Annotated in this window: 11 protein-coding genes and 1 riboswitch; of the genes, 8 read left to right on the top strand and 3 right to left on the bottom strand. The window is 66.4% G+C overall.

The annotated features are described in order from the left end of the window. Window positions 1-190: 190 nt before the first annotated feature. The gene (locus tag C163_RS11650) at window positions 191-550 is read right to left on the bottom strand and encodes a hypothetical protein (protein WP_025338917.1); all 360 of its coding nucleotides are present in this window, start codon (window positions 548-550) and stop codon (window positions 191-193) included. A gap of 98 nt (window positions 551-648) precedes the next feature. Further along, window positions 649-862, top strand: a riboswitch (cobalamin riboswitch). Window positions 863-961: 99 nt separating this feature from the next. On the opposite strand from C163_RS11650, the gene cobW reads away from it, so the two are divergent. The 4 genes from cobW to C163_RS11670 all read left to right on the top strand — a co-directional run bounded on the left by cobW (window position 962) and on the right by C163_RS11670 (window position 7486). Next, a complete protein-coding gene (gene cobW / locus C163_RS11655) occupies window positions 962-2029 on the top strand; it encodes a cobalamin biosynthesis protein CobW (RefSeq protein ID WP_025338918.1) in 1068 nt (355 codons plus the stop codon). 3 nt (window positions 2030-2032) lie between these two features. After that, complete coding sequence (gene cobN, locus C163_RS11660) at window positions 2033-5794, top strand: cobaltochelatase subunit CobN (RefSeq protein ID WP_025338919.1); 3762 nt, start codon at window positions 2033-2035, stop codon at window positions 5792-5794. 1 nt (window position 5795) lies between these two features. Beyond that, on the top strand, window positions 5796-6818 hold the full coding sequence (locus C163_RS11665) for an ATP-binding protein (protein WP_025338920.1): 1023 nt from the start codon (window positions 5796-5798) through the stop codon (window positions 6816-6818). Between the two features lie 101 nt (window positions 6819-6919). Beyond that, window positions 6920-7486 carry a VWA domain-containing protein gene (locus tag C163_RS11670; RefSeq protein WP_025338921.1) on the top strand — a complete coding sequence of 189 codons (567 nt, stop codon included), beginning with the start codon at window positions 6920-6922 and terminating at the stop codon, window positions 7484-7486. Window positions 7487-7593: 107 nt separating this feature from the next. On the opposite strand, the gene C163_RS11675 is transcribed toward C163_RS11670, so the two are convergent. Beyond that, entirely contained in the window at window positions 7594-7860 is a 267-nt protein-coding gene (locus C163_RS11675; RefSeq protein WP_013972506.1) for a hypothetical protein, read from the bottom strand. A 341-nt stretch (window positions 7861-8201) separates the two neighbouring features. Here C163_RS11675 and C163_RS11680 point away from each other — a divergent pair, with 341 nt between their 5' ends. From C163_RS11680 to C163_RS11695, 4 genes are all read left to right on the top strand, one after another. Further along, window positions 8202-9527, top strand: coding sequence for a sigma-54 dependent transcriptional regulator (locus C163_RS11680; RefSeq protein ID WP_025338922.1), 1326 nt, complete (start codon window positions 8202-8204; stop codon window positions 9525-9527). Window positions 9528-10121: 594 nt separating this feature from the next. Next, a complete protein-coding gene (locus C163_RS11685) occupies window positions 10122-11264 on the top strand; it encodes a MexC family multidrug efflux RND transporter periplasmic adaptor subunit (protein ID WP_025338923.1) in 1143 nt (380 codons plus the stop codon). A gap of 15 nt (window positions 11265-11279) precedes the next feature. Next, entirely contained in the window at window positions 11280-14411 is a 3132-nt protein-coding gene (locus C163_RS11690; protein ID WP_025338924.1) for an efflux RND transporter permease subunit, read from the top strand. Then, window positions 14411-15811, top strand: coding sequence for an efflux transporter outer membrane subunit (locus C163_RS11695; protein WP_177325758.1), 1401 nt, complete (start codon window positions 14411-14413; stop codon window positions 15809-15811). The genes C163_RS11690 and C163_RS11695 overlap by 1 nt, the downstream gene beginning before the upstream one ends. 223 nt (window positions 15812-16034) lie before the next feature. Here C163_RS11695 and C163_RS11700 read toward each other — a convergent pair whose 3' ends face one another. Further along, window positions 16035-16592: a TetR/AcrR family transcriptional regulator gene (locus tag C163_RS11700; RefSeq protein WP_025338926.1), complete on the bottom strand. Its 558-nt coding sequence runs from the start codon at window positions 16590-16592 to the stop codon at window positions 16035-16037. Between the last annotated feature and the right edge of the window lie 157 nt (window positions 16593-16749).

Below are 16749 nucleotides of genomic sequence, written 5' to 3' on the forward strand. Positions count from 1 at the left end.
CATCGTTGTCGCGGGAAAACAGATTCCGCGAATGCGCCGCGGCCCCTGTAGGAGCGGCCTTGTGTCGCGATAGGGCTGCGAAGCAGCCCCAGCAATTTGTGCGTCTTTGCTGAAACCCTGGGGCTGCTTCGCAGCCCTATCGCGACACAAGGCCGCTCCTACAAGAGCCAGGACTGCGCATGCCCCTGGTTCAGCGCCCCATCAAGCGCTTGCTCCAGTCGCCCCCGTGGCTCTGCTGGCAGGCCTCTTCACTGTCAAACCGCACATGCCAGGCCGGATGGTCCAGCTGAATGCCGGCCTGTTCCAAAGCCAGGCCGGTCAGCGCCAGCATGCGTACCTTCGCGTCGCCCGCCACGGCGGCGGCCTTGTCGGCCTCTCGTTCGAACACCCAGGTAATACGCAGGCTGGCCGGAAAATCCTCGGGAGCCAGACGATGGGTAAGCCAGCTGAAACCGACGATCTCCGCCTTGGCGGTTTCGCAGGCTTCGGTCAGGCAAACCACCAGTTCACGCTCCAGGCGTGCCAAATCGCGCTTGTTCAGGGGTTTCACCGGTGGGCCTCGCTGCTCAAAGCCACCACTGTAACGCAGTTGCGCCACTTGTTGTCGGCCAGCCCGACAGCAATGGTTGACCACCCGCCAGCCACTGCGTAGCCTTGCCACTTCGAGGTTCTTCGGCCAGGCCGAAGCTAAGACGGGAACGCGGTACAAGCCGCGGCTGCCCCCGCAACTGTAAGCACCGACAACGGATCGACACAGCCACTGCGCCCGCGCGCGGGAAGGCGTCATCCCGCCAGCCCGCTGCACCAGCGGGCACATGGAACGGTGCGAGCCAGGAGACCTGCCTCGTCACGTTTTCGACTTTCAACCGGGCGGGGTGATCCGGTGGCGAACAAGCCCGGCCGGCCTGGCCCGTGGCTGTCGTCCTGCATGCCCGCGCCAATCTGCCAAGGGCAATGCGACATGAAAACACTGGCCAAGCTCCCCGTCACCATCGTCACCGGCTTCCTCGGCTCGGGCAAGACTACCTTGCTGCGCCACATGCTCGACAACGCCCAGGGCCGCCGCATTGCGGTGATCGTCAACGAGTTCGGCGAACTGGGCATCGACGGCGAAATCCTCAAGCAGTGCAGCATCGGTTGCACCGAAGAAGAAGCCACCGGTCGCGTCTACGAGCTGGCCAACGGCTGCCTGTGCTGCACCGTGCAGGAAGAGTTCTTCCCGGTGATGCGCGAGCTGGTGGCACGCCGTGGCGACCTGGACCATATCCTCATCGAAACCAGCGGCCTGGCCCTGCCCAAACCGCTGGTACAAGCCTTCCAGTGGCCGGAAATCCGCAATGCCTGCACCGTCGACGCGGTGATCACGGTGGTCGACAGCCCGGCCGTGGCCGCCGGCACCTTCGCCGCCTACCCGGACCAGGTCGATGCCCAGCGCAAGCTCGACCCCAACCTGGACCACGAGTCGCCGCTGCACGAACTGTTCGCCGACCAGCTGGCCAGCGCCGACCTGGTGGTGCTGAACAAGGCCGACCTGATCGACGCCGAAGGCCTGGCCAAGGTCCGCGCCGAGGTGGCCGAAGAACTGCCGCCGGCGGTCAAGGTGATCGAGGCCAGCAGCGGCAAGCTGCCGCTGGAGGTACTGCTGGGCGTGGGCGCCGAGTCCGAGGCGCACATCAATGGCCGCCGTACCCACCACGATTCGCATCATGACGGCGATGACCATGACGATCATGACCACGACGCCTTCGACTCCATCTCCATCGACCTGCCCGAAGCCGACGAAAGCCTGCTGCTCGACGCCCTGACCCAGTTGGTGGTGGAATTCGGCATCCTGCGCGCCAAAGGCTTCGCTGCCATCCCGGGCAAGCCGATGCGCCTGCTGGTACAAGGCGTGGGCACCCGTTTCGACAAGCACTTCGACCGCGCCTGGCGCGCCGACGAGCCGCGCATCACCCGCCTGGTGCTGATCGGCCAGGACCTCGACGCCGCCCAGCTGGAAGCGCGCCTGCGCCAGGCACTGGGCGCCTGACCCATGCACCTGCTGCGGACCCAGCCCGGCGGCTTCGTGCCGGATGACAGCATTGCCGACCTCGGCCAGACGCCCGCCGAGCTGGTGATTCTCTGCAGCGGCGATTCGCACCTGGCATTGCTCGCCGATACCGCCGAGCAATTGCCCGAGGATTACCCCAGCCTGCGCCTGGCCAACCCGATGCAGGTACAGAACCATGCCTCGGTCGACCTGTATGTCGACCAGGTGCTGCGCCATGCCAAGGTCATCCTGGTGTCGCTGCACGGCGGCGTCGGTTACTGGCGCTATGGCGTCGAGCAACTGGTCGAACTGGCCGGCCGTGGCGTGCAACTGATCCTGGTGCCGGGCGACGACCGCCCGGACCCGGAGCTGACCAGCCTGGGCAGTGTCAGCGGCGAGCAGGCCGAACGCCTCTGGCACTACTTGCGCCAGGGCGGCAAGGCCAACGCCATCAACCTGTTCAACTGCCTGGCCAGCCAGTGGCTGGGCCGCGACTATGCCTGGGACGAGCCGCAGCCGTTACCGCGCACCGCCGTGTATCACCCGGCCAAGGGCAGCGCCACGCTGGAGGACTGGTACCCGCAGTGGCATTCCGAACAGCCGGTGGCGCCACTGCTGTTCTACCGCTCGCACCTGCAGGCGGCCAACACCGCGTTCATCGATGTGTTCTGCCAGCGCCTGCAGGCCGCCGGGCTCAACCCGTTGCCGATCGCCGTGGCCAGCCTCAAGGAAAGCGCCTGCCTGGAGCAGGTCGAAGCCTGGCTGGACGAGGTGGGTGCCGAAGTGCTGGTCAACACCACCGGCTTTGCCCTGTCCAGCCCCGAACGGCCCAACCTGCGCCCGTTCCGTCGCGACATCCCGGTGCTGCAGGCCATCTGCGCGCAAGACAACCAGCCCGGCTGGGAAGCCAGCGAGCAGGGCCTGGGGGCGCGTGACCTGGCCATGCACATTGCCCTGCCCGAACTGGACGGGCGCATCATCACCCGCCCGGTCAGTTTCAAGGACATGGCCTGGCGCAGCGAGCGCAGCCAGTCCGACGTGGTCTGCTACCGCGCCCACCCCGAGCGCATGGACTTTGTCGCCGAACTGGCCCGCCGCTGGGTCGAACTGGCGCGCCTGCCGAATGCGCAAAAGCGCGTGGCCCTGGTGCTGGCCAACTACCCGACCCGGGATGGCCGCATTGGCAACGGCGTTGGCCTGGACACGCCAGGGGCGGCGCTGAACATCCTCAAGGCCCTGCAGGCCGAAGGCTATCCGCTGGCCGACTTGCCGGGCAGTGGCACGCAACTGATCCACCAGTTGCTCGGGGGCGTGACCAACGACCTCGACCATCTGGACCTGCGCCCCTGCGCGCAGAGCCTCAGCCTGGCCGACTACCAGGCCGCCTTCGAGCGCCTGCCCGAGGCCAACCGCCAGGCCGTGCTGGAACGCTGGGGGCCACCGCAGCAGGACCCGATGTACCGCAGTGGCCGGCTGATGGTGGCCGGCCTGCGCTTCGGCTTGACCTTCGTCGGCATCCAGCCGGCGCGGGGCTACCAGGTGGACCCCAGCGCGGTGTACCACGACCCGGACCTGGTGCCGCCGCACGGCTACCTGGCGTTTCACTTCTGGCTGCGCCATGCCTTTGCCGCCGACGCGGTGATCCACGTCGGCAAGCATGGCAACCTCGAATGGCTGCCCGGCAAGGGCGTCGGGTTGTCGGCGCAGTGCTGGCCGGACGCCTTGCTCGGCCCGCTGCCGAACATCTACCCGTTCATCGTCAACGACCCGGGCGAGGGTGCCCAGGCCAAGCGCCGCACCCAGGCGGTGATCATCGACCACCTGATGCCGCCGCTGACCCGTGCCGAAACCTATGGCCCGTTGCGCCACCTGGAGCAATTGGCCGACGAGTTCTACGAAGCGCAGCTGCTCGACCCGCGGCGGGCCCGCGAGTTGCAACGCGACATTCTCGAACTGGTCAAGGCCAACCACATCGACCGCGAACTGCAGCTGGAAGGCCAACTGGACGATGCTGCCGTGTGGCTGCCGCGCCTGGACACCTACCTGTGCGACCTGAAGGAATCGCAGATTCGCGATGGCCTGCATGTGTTCGGCCAGTCCCCGGAAGGCCGGCTGCGCCTGGATACCTTGCTGGCGCTGTTGCGGGTCGAGCGTGGCGACGGTCGCGGCGGCAATGCCAGCCTGCTGCGGGCTTTGGCCAAGGCGCTGGTGCCGGGTTTCGACCCGCTCGATTGCGAGCTCGGGCAGCCGTGGCAGGGCGCACGCCCCGAGCAGTTGCAGGCCATGAGCAGCGAACCCTGGCGCACCTGTGGCGATACCCGCGAACGCCTCGAACTGTTGGCGCTGCAGGTAATCGACCAGGCGCTGGGCGGCACCGCACAGTTACCAGCCCATAGCGAATGGCAGCCGGTGCACGATGTGGTGCAGGCGCTGCGCGAAGCGGTGGCACCCAGCCTGGACGCCTGCGGCAGCGCCGAAATGAATGGCCTGCTGGCGGCGCTGGCCGGGCGTTTCGTGCCCGCCGGTCCCAGTGGTGCGCCCAGCCGTGGGCGCCTGGACGTGCTGCCCACCGGCCGCAACTTCTATACCGTGGACGTGCGCAACCTGCCCACCACCACCGCCTGGCGCCTGGGCTTCGCCTCGGCCAACCTGATCCTCGAGCGCCACCTGCAGGACCACGGCGATCACCTGCGCCAACTCGGCCTTTCGGTGTGGGGCACGGCAACCATGCGTACCGGCGGCGACGACATCGCCCAGGCCATGGCGCTGATGGGCGTGCGACCGGTGTGGGCCACGGGCAGCCAGCGGGTCGACGATTTCGAGATCCTGCCGCTCAGCCTGCTCGACCGCCCGCGGGTGGACGTGACCTTGCGCGTCTCCGGCTTTTTCCGTGATGCCTTCGGCAACCTCATCCGCCTGTTCGATGCCGCAGTGCAGGCGGTGGCCGCGCTGGACGAACCCGACGATCTCAACCCCCTGGCCGCCCGCGTGCGTAGCGAGCGCGCCGCGCTGCAGACGCAGGGCGTGGACGCCGAGCAGGCCGCGCGCCAGGCTGGCTGGCGGGTGTTCGGTGCCAAGCCCGGGGCCTACGGCGCCGGGGTGCAGAACGCCATCGACGGGCGCCTGTGGCACAGCCGCGACGACCTGGCCGAGGTCTACCTCAACCACGGCGGCTATGCCTACGGCGCCAGCGACGACGGTGCCCCGGCCCGGGCCCAGTTCGCCCAGCGCCTGGCCAAGGTGCAGGCGGTGCTGCAGAACCAGGACAACCACGAACACGACCTGCTCGATTCCAACGACTACTACCAGTTCCAGGGTGGCATGCTGGCGGCGTCGGAAACCTTGTCTGGTGCGGCAGTGGCCAGTTACCACGGCGACCACAGCCAGGCCGACCGGCCGCGCATCCGTACCCTCAAGGAAGAGCTGAACCGGGTCATCCGCGCCCGGGCGCTGAACCCGAAGTGGATCGACGGGGTCAAGCGCCATGGCTACAAAGGCGCCTTCGAGATGGCGGCGACGGTCGACAACCTGTTCGCCTTCGACGCCACCACGCAGCTGATCGACGACCATCATTACCAGGCGCTGGCCGATGCCTACGTGCTCGACCCGGCGACCCGCGACTTCATGCGCGAGCACAACCCCGAGGCCCTGCGCGACCTTACCGAGCGTTTGCTGGAGGCCCAGCAGCGCGGCCTGTGGCAGGCGCCTGGCGACTACCGCGAAGCCCTCGAGGAACAACTGCTCGACGGCGAGGAACAGGCTTGAAATGAGTGAACCCGTGCAATTTCCACTGGCAGCCGTGGTCGGTGCCGACGACCTGAAACTGGCGCTGTGCCTGACCGCCATCGACCCGAAGATCGGCGGCGTGCTGATCGAGGGGCCGCGTGGCATGGCCAAGAGCACCCTGGCCCGTGGCCTGGCCGACCTGCTCGGCGAGGGCCCGTTCGTCACCCTGCCACTGGGCGCCAGCGAAGAACGGTTGGTCGGCACCCTCGACCTGGATGCCGCGCTGGGGCAGGGCAAGGCGCAGTTTTCCCCGGGGGTGCTGGCCCAGGCCGATGGCGGTGTGCTGTATGTCGATGAGGTCAACCTGCTGCCCGATACCCTGGTCGACCTGCTGCTCGACGTGGCGGCCAGTGGCACCAACCGCATCGAGCGCGACGGCATCTCGCACCGGCACAGTGCCCGCTTCGTACTGATCGGCACCATGAACCCGGAGGAGGGCGAACTGCGCCCGCAGTTGCTCGACCGCTTTGGCCTCAACGTGGCCCTGGAAGGCTTGCCCGAGCCTGAAGCGCGCCAGCAGATCATTCGCCGCCGTCTGGCCTTCGACAGCGACCCGCAAGCGTTCTGCGCGCAATGGGCCGAGGCCCAGGCGCAATTGCGCGAGCGCTGCCAGGCGGCGCGCCAGGCCCTGGCCGGCATTGCCCTGGACGACCAGGCGTTGGCCTGGATCACCGAACGCTGCTACGCCGCCGGGGTCGACGGCCTGCGCGCCGATCTGGTCTGGCTGCGCGCCGCGCGCGCCCACTGTGCCTGGCGCGGCGGCGAGGCCATCGAAGAGGGCGATGTCGATGCAGTGGCCGAGTTCGCCTTGCGCCATCGCCGCCGCGTTGCGCCCCAGGCCAACCTCCCTGCGGCACCGCAGCAGCCTGAGCAACAACCCGATCGGCAAGGCGCAGGCAACCCTGGCGAACAGGGCGGGCAGGGCGACTGGGGTGCGATGGCGGCGCAGCCCGTGGCCAGCGGCGCCCGCCGCGAGGTGCCGAACTGGGCAAAAAAGCCCTGAGCATCCCCCAGCCACCAGCCAAAGGGGCGGATGCCAAAGCAGGCGCAGGCAAGCAGTACGGTGCCAGCCGAGGCCGGTCGCGTAGTGCCGCGGCCGGTCGGGTGGCCTGGCTGCCGACCCTGCTCAAGGGCCGGCCACGCCAGCGCCAGGACCTGTGCTGGCAGCAACGCCAGGCCAGGCCCGCAGAACTGTGGCTGGTAATCGTCGATGCGTCAGCCTCGACCCGCCGCCACCAGGCGCTGGCACAAACCAAAGGGCTGCTGGCGGCGCTGTTCGACCAGGCCTACCGCCAGCGTGCCCGGCTGGCCCTGCTTACCGCCAGCGGGCGCGCACCGCAGTGGCAGCGCCACGGCCTGAAGGCCTCGGCCGCTTTGCAACCCTGGCTGCAAGCCTTGGGTGCCGGTGGCGGCACGCCGTTGATCGCAGCACTGGAACAGGCTCGGCACTGGTTGCAGGCGCGGCAACGGGCCCACCCTGAAGAAGCATTGCGCTGCCTGGTGTTTACCGACGGTCGCCTGCAGCACTGGAATGCCGTGCAGCCGATGCCGTGCGCCACTTTGCTGGTGGATATGGAACTGGCGCCGGTGCGCCTGGGCCGTGCGCAGCGTCTGGCACAACAACTTCAGGCTGATTACCAGCACCTGCAACAGTTCAGGTTGGTGGATTGAAAAAGTATCGATGCGACACTATGTCGCAATAAGAAAAGTTGCCAGAACAGCAACCCGGAAGTTGTACAAGTGCGTGACGGTGCACGCACTTGGTTTGCCGGCCGATATTATTTGGGCATTGACCACGGTTGCAGGTCGTAACCTTTTTCGCACAGTTCGGCGCGCACTTCCTCGATCAGGCTGGCCCACTGGGCCGGGTCGGAGTAGATACGCGAGGACACTTGCTTGCTGCCGATGCGGGTGCTGGTCCGGTCGATCACTGCCAGGCTCAGTTCACCAGTACCGTTGGGTGCATCCCAGGCTACGCACTGGAAAGGTTCGAAGGCGTGGTCGGCAATCAGCAGTGCTTCGTTGACACGGAGCGGGGCATTCATGGTTCGGTCTCTCTATGGTCCCAAACATCCAGGTAAGTCCGCGTTGCTTCAAAGTCGCCTCGGTTATCGCGAAGTGCAGCGCGGGGTTATGTGTACTGATGCTCGTTGTCCGGTGGCGAGTCACACATTGGTTGTAAAAAAATTTGCCAGGTTCGAATCCGTTCTTGCCCATGCCGCCATGTGATGTCGATAAAGTGCGAAAATTCCCGTCACTGATTGTAAAAAAATGATTCGGCAGACAGACGGTACTGGGAACCGTCAACTTCGTTGCTACTGTTAATCGGGCGCCACAACTTACTGTTTTATTTCAAAAAACCGAAAACTGGCGCCAAGGATCGGTCATGCAGCAGCCTGCCGCTCTACGCCGTTTGCTCATCGTCGACCCCTGCGATGACTGCCACCGTTTGTTGCCTGGATTGCGCAGCGCAGGCTGGGATGTGGACAGCTGCATGCTCGGTGCCGCGCTGGATCATCCTTGCGATGTGGGCCTGTTGCGCTTGCAGGCGTCGCACCTCAGGCGCCCGGACGGGGTCAAGGACTTGATCAAGCGCAGCAACACCGAATGGATTGCCGTGCTCAGCGCCGAACAGTTGCGCATGCCGGCCGTCGGCGATTTCGTTTGTGAATGGTTCTTCGACTTCCACACCTTGCCGTTCGACGTTTCCCGCGTGCAGGTCACCCTGGGCCGGGCCTTCGGCATGGCGCGCCTGCGTGGCAAAGGGCTGGCGAGGGTGGATGAAACCAGCCACGAGCTGCTCGGTGACAGCCGCCCGATCCGCGAGTTGCGCAAGCTGCTGGGCAAGCTGGCGCCTACTGAATCGCCGGTGCTGATCCGCGGTGAAAGCGGCACCGGCAAGGAACTGGTGGCCCGCACCCTGCACCGTCAGTCGCAACGCAGCGAACAGCCGTTCATTGCCATCAACTGCGGGGCGATCCCCGAGCACCTGATCCAGTCGGAACTGTTCGGCCATGAGAAGGGCGCCTTCACCGGTGCTCATCAGCGCAAGGCCGGGCGCATCGAAGCGGCTCATGGTGGCACGTTGTTCCTCGACGAAATTGGCGACCTGCCGCTGGAGTTGCAGGCCAACTTGCTGCGTTTTCTGCAGGAAAAGCACATCGAGCGCGTGGGGGGCAGCCAGCCGATTCCGGTGGATGTGCGGGTGCTGGCGGCAACCCACGTGGACCTGGAAAGGGCCATCGAGCAAGGGCGTTTTCGCGAAGACCTGTATTACCGCCTTAACGTGTTGCAGGTTGTGACCGCGCCTTTGCGCGACCGTCATGGCGACTTGTCGATGCTGGCCAGCCATTTTGCCCATTTCTACAGTCTGGAAACCGGGCGTCGACCGCGTTCGTTCAGCGACCATGCCCTGGCGGCCATGGGCCGGCATGACTGGCCGGGCAATGTCCGCGAGTTGGCCAACCGGGTGCGGCGCGGGCTGGTGCTGGCCGAAGGCCGGCAAATCGAGGCGCAGGACCTGGGATTGCAGACCCTCGACCAGATGCAGCAACCGCTGGGTACGCTGGAGGAGTACAAGCACCGGGCCGAGCGCCAGGCGCTGTGCGATGTACTCAGCCGGCACAGTGACAACCTGAGCGTGGCGGCCAAGGTGCTAGGTATATCGCGGCCGACTTTCTATCGGTTGCTGCACAAGCATCAGATTCGCTGAGCAGCAGCGCAAAGGTCATGTACTGATGCGATCCCTGTGGGAGCGGGTTCACCCGCGAAGCAGACGCCGCGGTGGATGGCACCGGCTACGCCGGTGTTCGCGGGTAAACCCGCTCCCACACTGACCGTGCAGGCTTCAAGGTCTTTGATTCAGGCCATTGCCTCTACAGGCATGGCGTCAGCCCCGGGGCCTTGCGCGATCCCTGTGGGAGCGGGTTCACCCGCGAAGCAGGCGCCGCGGTGGATGGCACCGGCTACGCCGGTGTTCGCGGGTAAACCCGCTCCCACACTGACCGTGCAGGCTTCAAGGTCCTCTACAGGCATGGCGCCAAGCCTGGGCCCTGCGCGATCCCTGTAGGAGCGGCCTTGTGTCGCGATCGGGCGCGAAGCGGCCGCCAAACCTGCATCCCGTATCTCCAGTACACACGGCAGCGCCTGAATTGCGGCCGATGCGCGGCCGATCGCGACACAAGGCCGCTCCTACACCGGACAGGCTTCACAATTGTTAACAAAGTATCAAATGAGACAAAATTGACTCATTTTGACTTCGCCAATATCATTCGGGCCGTTTTTCCATCTAAAGCTCGGGTGAATCATGAGCAACTTGCGTGCAATAGGAATGGCCAGCTGCCTGGCGGCAGCAGTCGCGCTGGCCGGCTGCGGCGAAGCGGAAGCGCCGCCGTCTGCGGCCCAAAGCGCCTTTCCGGTGCAGACCGTGACGGTCGCCAGCGAACCACTGACCCTGGCGGCAACCCTGCCGGGCCGGGTCGAGCCCATGCGTGTCGCCGAGGTGCGCGCACGGGTGGCCGGCATCGTCCTGCACAAGCGTTTTGAAGAGGGCGCCGACGTCAAGGCCGGCGATGTGCTGTTCCAGATCGACCCTGCGCCATTCAAGGCCGCGCTGGCACGCGCCGAAGCCGACCTGGCCAAAGCCCGGTCGGTAATGCTCGAAGCCCAGGCGCGGGTGCGCCGCTACGAACCATTGGTGAAAATCGAGGCGGTCAGCCAGCAGGATTTCGACACCGCCAGCGCCGAGCTGCGCAGCGGCCAGGCCGCGGTGCGTTCGGCCCAGGCCGATGTCGAGACCGCGCGCCTGAACCTGGGCTATGCAACGGTCAAGGCGCCGATCTCTGGCCGCATCGGCCGCGCACTGGTCACCGAAGGTGCACTGGTAGGGCAGGGTGACGCCACGCTGATGGCGCGTATCCAGCAGCTCGACCCGATCTACGTCGATTTCACCCAGTCCGCCGCCGATGCCTTGCGCCTGCGCCAGGCACTGAAGGACGGCGCGCTGGCGGCCGGTGACCAGCAGGCCCTGACCGCCCGGGTGGAAGGCACCGACTATGAGCGCCCGGGCGCGCTGATGTTCACCGACGTCGCGGTCGACCGCGGTACCGGCCAGGTCACCCTGCGTGGCCGCTTCGACAACGCCGACGGCATCCTGCTGCCGGGCATGTACGTGCGCGTGCGCACCCCGCAAGGCACCGACAACCAAGCCATCCTCGTCCCGCAGCGCGCCATCCAGCGCGGCAGCGACGGTGAAGCGCGGGTGATGCTGGTGGGCATTGGCGGGGTTGCCGAGGCGCGCAGCGTGCGCACCGGTGCCATGCACGGTGCCCGCTGGCAGGTGACCGAGGGCCTGCGCCCAGGTGACCAGGTGATCGTTGGCAGCCCTGCCGGCCTGGCCCCGGGCATGCCGGTGGCACCGGCCCCGGCGCAACAAGCCGCGGCGCGTTGAGGCGAGGGTTACGAGATGTCCAAGTTCTTCATCAAGCGGCCGAACTTCGCCTGGGTCGTGGCGTTGTTCATTTCCCTGGCCGGGCTGCTGGTAATTCCCACGCTGCCGGTGGCCCAGTACCCCAACGTGGCTCCGCCACAGATCACCATCACCGCTACCTACCCGGGCGCTTCGGCCAAGGTGCTGGTGGAATCGGTGACCAGCATCATCGAAGAGTCGCTCAACGGCGCCAAGAACCTGCTGTACTTCGAGTCCACCAACAACTCCAACGGCATGGCCGAGGTGGTGGTCACCTTCGAACCGGGCACTGACCCGGAGCTGGCCCAGGTCGATGTGCAGAACCGCCTGAAGAAGGCCGAGGCGCGCATGCCGCAGGCGGTGATTACCCAAGGTATCCAGGTCGAGCAGACCAGTGCCGGCTTCCTGCTGATCTACGCCCTCAGCTACAAGGACGGCGCCGGCCAGGCCGATACCACGGCGCTGGGCGACTATGCCGCACGCAATATCAACAACGAGCTGCGCCGGGTACCGGGCGTGGGCAAGTTGCAGTTCTTCTCGTCGGAAGCTGCCATGCGTGTGTGGGTAGACCCACAGAAGCTGGTCGGCTACGGGCTGTCCATCGATGAGGTGAGCAACGCCATCCGTGGCCAGAACGTGCAGGTGCCGGCTGGCAGCTTCGGCAGTGCGCCTGGCAGCAGCCAGCAAGAGCTGACCGCTACCCTGGCGGTGCAAGGCACCTTGGACGACCCACAGGCGTTCGGCCGCGTGGTGCTGCGCGCCAACCCGGACGGTTCGCTGGTGCGCCTGGCCGATGTCGCACGCCTGGAAGTGGGCATGGAAAGCTACAACTTCTCCTCGCGCCTGGACGGCAAGCCTGCGGTGGCCGGTGCGGTGCAGCTGGCGCCGGGCGCCAATGCGCTGAAAACCGCCGAGCTGGTCAAGCAGCGCCTGGCCGAGCTGAGCGAGTTCTTCCCCGAAGGCGTCGAGTACTCGGTGCCGTACGACACCTCGCGCTTCGTCGACGTGGCCATCGAAAAGGTCATCCACACCCTGCTCGAAGCCATGGTGCTGGTGTTCCTGGTGATGTTCCTGTTCCTGCAGAACATCCGCTACACGCTGATTCCGTCGATCGTGGTGCCGGTGTGCCTGCTGGGCACGCTGATGGTGATGAAGCTGATGGGCTTCTCGGTGAACATGATGACCATGTTCGGCATGGTGCTGGCCATCGGCATCCTGGTCGACGACGCCATCGTGGTGGTGGAGAACGTCGAGCGGATCATGGCCGAGGAGGGCCTGTCGCCGGCCGATGCCACGGTCAAGGCCATGGGCCAGGTGTCTGGCGCGATCATCGGCATCACCCTGGTGCTGTCGGCGGTGTTCATGCCACTGGCGTTCATGTCGGGTTCGGTGGGGGTGATCTACCAGCAGTTTTCCCTGTCGCTGGCGGTGTCGATCCTGTTCTCGGGCTTCCTCGCGCTTACCTTCACCCCGGCCCTGTGCGCCACGCTGCTCAAGCCGGTGGCCCCTGGGCACCATGAAAAGCGCGGCTTCTTCGGCGCCTTCAACCGCGGCTTTGCGCGGCTGACCGAGCGCTATTCGGTAATGAACAATGCCCTGGTGCGCCGTGCCGGCCGCTACATGCTGGTGTATGCCGGCATCCTGGCGATGCTGGGCTACTTCTACCTGCGTTTGCCGGAATCATTCGTGCCGGTGGAAGACCAGGGCTATGCCATTGTCGACGTGCAGCTGCCGCCGGGCGCCAGCCGTGTGCGTACCGATGGTACCGGGCAGGCCCTGGAGCAGTTCCTGATGTCGCGTGAAGCCCTGGCCTCCGCGTTCATGGTCAGTGGCTTCAGCTTCTCCGGCATGGGCGAGAACGCCGCGCTGGCGTTCCCTACCTACAAGGACTGGTCGGTGCGCGGTGCCGAGCAATCGGTGGATGCCGAAACCCAGGCGATCAACGCGCAGTTCGCCGACTACGGCGATGGCGCGATCATGGCGGTAAACCCGCCACCGATCGATGGCCTGGGCAACGCCGGTGGTTTCGCCCTGCGCCTGCTCGACCGTGGCGGCCTGGGCCGTAAGGCCTTGCTGACAGCGCGCGACCAGATCCTGGGCCAGGCCAACGGCAACCCGATCATCCTCTACGCGATGATGGAAGGGCTGGCCGAGGCGCCGCAGCTGCGGGTCGACATCGACCGGGAAAAGGCCCGCGCCCTGGGCGTGACCTTCGAGACCATCAACAACACCCTGGCCACCGCCTTTGGTTCGGCGGTGATCAACGACTTCACCAACGCCGGCCGGCAACAGCGGGTGGTGGTGCAGGCCGAGCAGGGCGAGCGCATGACCCCGGAAAGCGTGCTGCGCCTGTACGCGCCGAATGCCGATGGCCAGCAGGTGCCGTTCAGTGCCTTCGTCACCACCCGCTGGGAGGAAGGGCCGGTACAGATCGTGCGCTACAACGGCTACCCGTCGATCCGTATTTCCGGTGATGCCGCGCCTGGCTACAGTACTGGCCAGGCGATGGCCGAGATGGAGCGCCTGGTCAGCGAGCTGCCGCCGGGGATCGGCTACGCCTGGACCGGCCTGTCGTACCAGGAAAAGGTCTCCAGCGGCCAGGCCGGCAGCCTGTTCGCCCTGGCCATCCTGGTGGTGTTCCTGCTGCTGGTGGCGTTGTACGAAAGCTGGGCGATCCCGCTGACGGTGATGCTCATCGTGCCGATCGGCGCGCTGGGTGCGGTGCTGGCGGTGATGCTCACCGGCATGCCCAACGACGTGTACTTCAAGGTTGGCCTGATCACCATCATCGGCCTGGCGGCGAAGAACGCCATTCTGATCGTCGAGTTCGCCAAGGAACTGTGGGAGAAGGGTTACAGCCTGCGTGACGCCGCCATCGAGGCCGCACGCCTGCGCTTCCGGCCGATCGTGATGACCTCGATGGCGTTCATCCTCGGCGTGGTGCCCCTGGCCATCGCCAGCGGTGCCGGTGCGGCCAGCCAGCGGGCGATCGGCACCGGGGTGATCGGCGGCATGCTCAGCGCCACCTTGCTGGGTGTGGTGTTCGTACCGATCTGTTTTGTCTGGGTGCTGTCGCTGCTCAAGCGCAAGCCAGCGCCACAAGCCCAAGCCGTCGAGGTGCTGGAGTGATGGCCATGCGTAATCTGTTTGTGCCCTTCGCCCTGGCGTTGCTGGCCAGCGGCTGCTCTTTGGCACCGACCTACCAGCGCCCCGAGGCGCCAGTCGCCAGCCAGTGGAACGATGCCGCCAGCCACGGGCAACAGGTGGACCAGCTGGGCTGGCAGGCGTTCATCGTCGACCCGGTGTTGCGCCAGCTGGTGAGCACGGCGCTGGATAACAACCGCTCGCTGCGCCAGACCCTGCTGGACATCGACCAGGCGCGTGCGCAGTACCGCATCCAGCGTGCCGACCGTGTGCCGGGGCTGAACGCCGCGGCTTCCGCCAACCGCCAGCACCAGCCCGCCGGGCTGTCTGGCGATGGCCGTGAAGGCGTTGCCAGCAGCTACCAGGTCGGCCTGTCGTTGCCTGAGTACGAGGTGGACCTGTTCGGCCGGGTGAAGAGCCTGAGCGATGCGGCCCTGGAGCAGTACCTGGCCACCGAAGAGGCTGGCCGCGCCGCGCGCATTGCCCTGATCGCCGAAGTGAGCCAGGCCTACCTGAGCCTGGACGGCAGCGAGCGGCGCCTGGCCCTGACCCGGCAGACCCTGGCCAGCCGCGAGGACTCGCTGGCCCTGATCGGCCAGCGTCGCGCCGCCGGTACGGCCACGGCGCTGGACCATCAGGAGGCGCTCGGCCTGGTCGAGCAGTCCCGTGCCGAGCTGGAGAGCAATCTGCGCCAACAGCGCCAGGCCTACAACGCGCTGGTGCTGCTGGTGGGCAACAGCGAGGCGACCAACGCCCTGCCGGCCGAACGCCAGGCGGCGCCCGGCGTGCTGCAGGACATTGCCCCTGGCGCGCCGTCGGCGCTGCTGGAACGGCGCCCGGACATCCTCGCCGCCGAGCACCGCTTGCGGGCGCGCAATGCCGATATTGGCGCGGCGCGGGCGGCATTCTTCCCGCGCATCAGCCTGACCGGCAGTTTTGGCACGTCGAGTACCCAGGTATCGGGCCTGTTCGATGGCGGTTCGCGCAGCTGGAGCTTCATGCCGCAGTTGTCATTGCCAATCTTCGATGCCGGGCGCAACCGGGCCGGGCTGAGCCTGGCCGAGGCGCGCAAGGACTCGGCGGTGGCGGCTTATGAAGGGACGGTCCAGCAGGCGTTTCGTGAGGTGGCCGATGCCCTGGCGGCTACCGATACCTTGCGGCGTGAGGAAATCGCCCGTCGGGCCCTGGCCGATACCAGCCGCGCAACGGTGGCCCTGGCCAAGGCGCGTTATGAAGGCGGGATAGACAGCCACCTGCGCTACCTGGATGCGCAGCGTAGCGATTTTGTGAACGAAGCGGCGTACATCGAGGCAAGTACGCAGCGGCAGCTGGCGCTGGTGGACCTGTTCCGCGCCCTGGGCGGCGGATGGCCGGCGCGCGGCTGAGAAAGGCTCCTTTGGTTGGGTGATCCAACCGCTTTGGCCCCTGGGACTTGTGCCCAGGGGCCTTTTTTACAAGTGATCACAAGGGGGACGCCGTCGATGTAGGAGCGGCCTTGTGTCGCGAAAGGGCCGCAAAGCGGCCCCGGCAATATCTGCGGCGAAGCTGAAAACCTGGGGGTGCTTCGCACCCCGTCGCGACACAAGGCCGCTCCTACAGGGACCGCTTTCAGGGCCTGGCCAGTGCCCCCTGCAGGAACAGTTGCTCCAGCGCCTGCGCCGAATTGGCACTGGCCGCACGCCCACGCCGCTCGGCATCGGCCATGCCGTAGATCTGGGTGATGAACATCTCGGTGAACACCGCCGCGCTGATGTCGATGCGCAACACGCCCATCTGCTGCGCACGCAGGAAAAACGCATCCATCGCCTGGGTGTAGGCCAGCCAGCGGCGGTCTTCGTTGTCGTGCAGCAGGGTGTCGGGACGGTACTGGAACATCAGGAACACCAGCATCTCGCGGTGCTTGAGGTGTTCGGAAATCAGGTGGCGCACGGCGGCCAGGGGTTCGGCCGTGTGCAAGGCAGCATTGTCGATCACCTGGTTGAGCACCTGTTCACCATGGTTCTCGAGCATCGCCACCAGGTTGTCGCGGGTGCCGCAGAAGCGGTGCAGGGTGGCTTTGCTGACGCCAGCGGTTTCGGCCAGCTCCTTGAGGGTGGCGCGGGGGTGGACCACGATGGCGTGGGCCAGGGCCTTGAGCAGGCGTTCATCGTGCGGGGTGGGTTGCATCGGCATGCCTCGCGTGGGTCGCATGCCAATCATTGTGCAGGAAATGGGAGGGGGATCAAGCGGGATGGTCTCATTTGAGACTTTTTTGTGTCTTTGCTGGCCTCTTCGCGGCTAAAGCCGCTCCTACAGGTACTGCACCGGCCGTGAGGGGGGCGCA

It is taken from the genome of Pseudomonas sp. FGI182 (assembly GCF_000511325.1).
GTDB lineage: Bacteria > Pseudomonadota > Gammaproteobacteria > Pseudomonadales > Pseudomonadaceae > Aquipseudomonas > Aquipseudomonas putida_Z.